Source organism: Methanospirillum sp. (genome assembly GCF_035560735.1).
In the GTDB taxonomy this organism is placed as follows: Archaea; Halobacteriota; Methanomicrobia; order Methanomicrobiales; family Methanospirillaceae; genus Methanospirillum.
Window position 1 is genome coordinate 1 of the sequence record NZ_DATMYY010000367.1, and the last position, 3,334, is coordinate 3,334.

Here is a 3,334-nt window from a genome sequence, read left to right on the forward strand (position 1 = left end):
CCGGTATACTCTGTTTCAAAGTGGTATACAATATTCATCAGATAAAGGGGGGATAATAATGGCAACAAAACCAGCACCAAGAAAAACCGTTAAAAAGCCGGTAAAGCCAGTGGCAAAACCCAAACCAGTTCAGGAAAGTGTAAATACTTCTGAAATTTCCGATCTCAAAAAGATCATTGACATGCAGGCAAAGCAACTGCTCCAGTTAAATAAGACAGTTGGAACCCTGCAGACTGAACTGAAAGAGGTTAAAGTAAAGATCGCATCAGATGAGGCTAAACCAGCATCTGCAGCACCTGCAAAGGCACCGGTAAAATCTGTTGCCACTAAGGCATCTCCTGCCAAGGCAGCTCCAGCAAAATCCGTTTCATCAAAAGCCAAAACTCAGGTAAAGAAAGCATCAGCAGCACCTGCAAAGGCACCGGCCAAGAGCACTGCAACAAAAGCTTCTCCAGCAAGGAGAGGGGCAGCAAAGGCTAAAACCCCGGCTCCAGAGCAGACAACAGTGCCTGTAAAGGTACCAGCAAAGCGGGGCAGAAAACTTGTCCAGCCAGCACTTGATACCATGGTACCGGTTCCGGTAAGTGTATCTGAACGGCTCAATGCACTCACGGCAACCAAGAAGACTACACAGACTAAATTCGCAGAGGAAGTGGATGTACCGCCAAATCTCATCTTCGACATTGCAGCACAGAAAGTGAAGACGATCAGCCTTGAGCGGATACAGAAGATCACCACCGCCCTTAAGAAGTACGAAACCAAATAATCGCCAGGTAACTGATTCAGCGATTTCACAAGAACTTATTCTTTTTTTAGTACAATCCATATTTTACAGAACTCCTATGAGCACTGCAGGAGAACTATAGTATGGATCTCCTCCACGCGACCGGATACATTGCAGCATTCTGCTCCACGGTTGCATTTCTTCCCCAGGTATGGCAGACATACAAGACCCGTCACGCTCATGACATCAGTTACGGAATGCTCCTTCTCCTCATGACGGGAATGACACTCTGGTTCATATATGGAATCGTAATCGGGGAACTGCCGGTAATTCTCGCTAATGGAATCACCCTCATCCTTCTGGTTGCAATAACGGCCATGAAGATACGGTATCCATGACCTGAAATCAGAACCGTAATGCCCATTTTGAAGAAAAAACCATTTGAAAACGTTGGAATCAGGAGACTTCACGAGTCACCCCATGCTCTGTAACCCGTTTCCAGTTGGTCATGTCTTTCATCGTCTGAATAACGCCGATAGTCTGACCGGTTGTATTAAGGATCGGCGAGGCTTTAGCCCAAATCACTGCCCCCTTCCCACTCTGCAGGGAAGGAAGAAATGCTTCGGTGAAGAGACCGGAACCAAACCGTGAGACAGACGGATAATTGCGGATAAGATCACGGACAGAAAGATCAATCAGGTCAGCAAGCAGGGGAATGGCTGGTTCAAACCGCTTACAGGCATCCCGATACCCGGCAGTCCCAATCACCTCATCCCTGCTGAACCCGGTAAGGACAGCCATCGGATTATTCCATGCAACAACACGCCGGTGATTATCAAGGATAAACGTGGGATCACTAACATGTTCGATAGCCTCCTCAAGGTGATGATACATCATCGAGAGAGACTCTTCTATCATCCGCTGTTCTGTAATATCCAGAGCCGAAAAGATAGTACAGAGTTGATTTCCTCCCGGATCATTGGTGCGGGAGAGATGAACCTGGATAATACTGGTTTTACCATCCTCGGTAATATCTGATACAATACTGATCCAGCTCCCTTTCCTGGCCAGAGAGTCAGAGATCTCATCCCTCTTTCCTTCAAGCTGAGGATAACTGGAATAAACAAGATCGATCTGTTTCCCGTACAGATCGTGTTCAGGAATACGCTGAAATATTCTCGTGAAAGCAGGATTACTATAACTAATGCGCCCATCAGGACAGATGATGGCTACTCCTTCATACGAATGGGAGATAGCAGTCTCCTTCATCTGTACTTCACGGTTCATCCTGACAAGGGGGGATATATCGTTGAAATACCCGATAAGACAGAGCGGAGATCCTTCTGTATCCTTCACCACCGAGACTGTGAGAAGAAGGTTAAATTTCTCTCCAGATCTCTGGGTTCCAGTTAACTCGCCGGAAAACTCACCTTCACGGGAGACAGCCTGCTTTATCTCAAAGATTTTTCGCAGCGAATCAACATTTCCATGGGCAAAATGTTCCATCGGAAGTCCAAGAACATCAGACAGATGCTTATACCCCCACATCTGCAAAAATGCAGGATTGACATAGGTAACCATCCCATCAAGCGTTATAAGTCCGATAGGAATGATAGATGATTCAATGGCGCAACTCTTGATCAGGAGTTCGATCTCGGCACGCTTCCGATCAGTAATGTCACGACCTACACCCTGATACTCCAGAACCATATCCTGATCATCAAATATTCCCCGGTAAATCCAGTGCTGCCAGCATTTTTTTTCGCCTGGTAGTGTAACTTCCATCTCAAGGTCCCATACCGGGGAGTGCGGAGTGCAGGCCTCCATTCCAGCCTTAAGCCGGGATATGGATTCGGCTGGATGGTATGAAAAGATTGAACGGTTCACCACCTCTTCAGGGGTGATATTTAAGTTCCTGCAGAATGCATCGTTGGCAAACGTAATCTTTCCATCTGGCGTATACCTGCAGATCATCTCAAGTTGGTCTTCGACAATTCCACGGTACCGCGCTTCATTGAGGCGAAGGCGCTCTTCCATCTCTTTTTCAAGAGTGATGTCCTCAATGATGACAGTCTGGCCGTGCTCACCAGTATCAAATATGGTGTTCAGTATCCTGACCTTGTAATACTGGGTCCAGTCATACTCCTCCATTTTAAGGATACGCGTTTGTTCAGCCTTTTCGCCAAGACCGTCCATAAGACGCTGACTTGTCAGGACACTGAGAAGATTCTGGGGAAGGCCAGTAATAGGAGCGCTCAGAATCTCATCCTGATGCAGATCAAACATCTGGCAGAACCTGTCATTTACCTGGTTAATCCTGCCTTCCTCATTGATGACAACAATTCCCTCTTTGGTGAATCCGAGGATAGATGCAAGGGGGATCCGCTGAGAAATATAAAAGACCTTCGCAGCCCCCATCTGGCGCATCTCAACACATCCTGATATTTCAAGGATCTCAAGATATTTCGCAACCGAATTCCGGTTCATTTTCAGACGCTGCGAAATATCAGAGATGGTCAGGCCACGGGGATGAAATTTGAGCAGCGAACGGATTTTATTGAGGTTTTCCCGTTCTGCAGCCATACTTGAAATCTCTGATCCATACTAATA

The 3,334-nt window shown here is 46.7% G+C and carries 2 protein-coding genes and 1 pseudogene; 2 read left to right on the top strand and 1 reads right to left on the bottom strand.

The window, feature by feature from the left end; genetic code table 11:
- A pseudogene (locus VN429_RS10900) lies at positions 1-766 on the top strand (hypothetical protein); the annotation flags it as partial.
- A 101-nt stretch (positions 767-867) separates the two neighbouring features.
- On the top strand, positions 868-1,122 hold the full coding sequence (locus VN429_RS10905; protein ID WP_325633210.1) for a SemiSWEET transporter: 255 nt from the start codon (positions 868-870) through the stop codon (positions 1,120-1,122).
- Positions 1,123-1,180: 58 nt separating this feature from the next.
- On the opposite strand, the gene VN429_RS10910 is transcribed toward VN429_RS10905, so the two are convergent.
- Positions 1,181-3,307 carry a PAS domain S-box protein gene (locus VN429_RS10910; protein WP_325633212.1) on the bottom strand — a complete coding sequence of 709 codons (2,127 nt, stop codon included), beginning with the start codon at positions 3,305-3,307 and terminating at the stop codon, positions 1,181-1,183.
- Positions 3,308-3,334 lie beyond the last annotated feature (27 nt).